Below are 897 nucleotides of genomic sequence, written 5' to 3' on the forward strand. Positions count from 1 at the left end.
GAATATTTTGGCATTTAATCGGCGCCGCCAGTGCCGCTTGTTTTTATGCCCCTTTCAAGAAGGTGAAACACTGGTCATGGGAAACCATGTGGTCGATTGGCGGGATAGTTTCCTGGTTAATTCTCCCCTGGGCGATTAGCGCCATGCTGCTGCCCGATTTCTGGGCCTACTACCGCTCATTCAGCGCCTCTACCCTGCTGCCCGTCTTTTTGTTCGGCGCGATGTGGGGAATCGGCAACATCAACTACGGCCTGACCATGCGCTATCTGGGCATGTCGATGGGTATTGGCATCGCTATCGGCATCACGCTGATTGTCGGCACCTTAATGACGCCCATCCTTAACGGCCACTTTGACGTACTGATTAACACCAAAGGCGGGCAAATGACCCTGCTCGGCGTGCTGGTGGCGGTAATTGGCGTCGGTATCGTTACCCGCGCCGGTCAGCTCAAAGAGCGAAAAATGGGTATTAAAGCGGAAGACTTCAACCTGAAAAAAGGCCTCATGCTGGCGGTGATGTGCGGTATTTTCTCCGCCGGAATGTCGTTTGCGATGAACGCCGCCAAACCGATGCACGACGCCGCTGCCGCGCTGGGCGTTGACCCGCTGTATACCGCGCTGCCAAGCTACGTCGTGATCATGGGCGGCGGCGCGCTGGTCAACCTCGGCTTCTGCTTTATTCGTCTCGCCAAAGTGAAAGACCTGTCGATAAAGTCCGACTTCTCGCTGGCGAAACCGCTTATTATCAGCAACATTCTGCTTTCCGCGTTAGGCGGGCTGATGTGGTATCTGCAGTTCTTCTTCTATGCCTGGGGTCACGCCAGTATTCCGGCGCAGTACGACTACATGAGCTGGATGCTGCATATGAGCTTCTACGTGTTGTGCGGCGGGCTGGTCG

At 55.4% G+C, this 897-nt stretch carries 1 protein-coding gene; it reads left to right on the top strand.

The window, feature by feature from the left end:
• Positions 1 to 62 precede the first annotated feature (62 nt).
• Positions 63 to 897 (top strand): L-rhamnose/proton symporter RhaT (gene rhaT / locus AACX88_RS17460; protein ID WP_339394129.1); only part of this gene is annotated, 835 nt, incomplete at its 3' end.

Source organism: Brevibacterium metallidurans (assembly GCF_037101285.1).
Lineage (GTDB): Bacteria > Actinomycetota > Actinomycetes > Actinomycetales > Brevibacteriaceae > Brevibacterium > Brevibacterium metallidurans.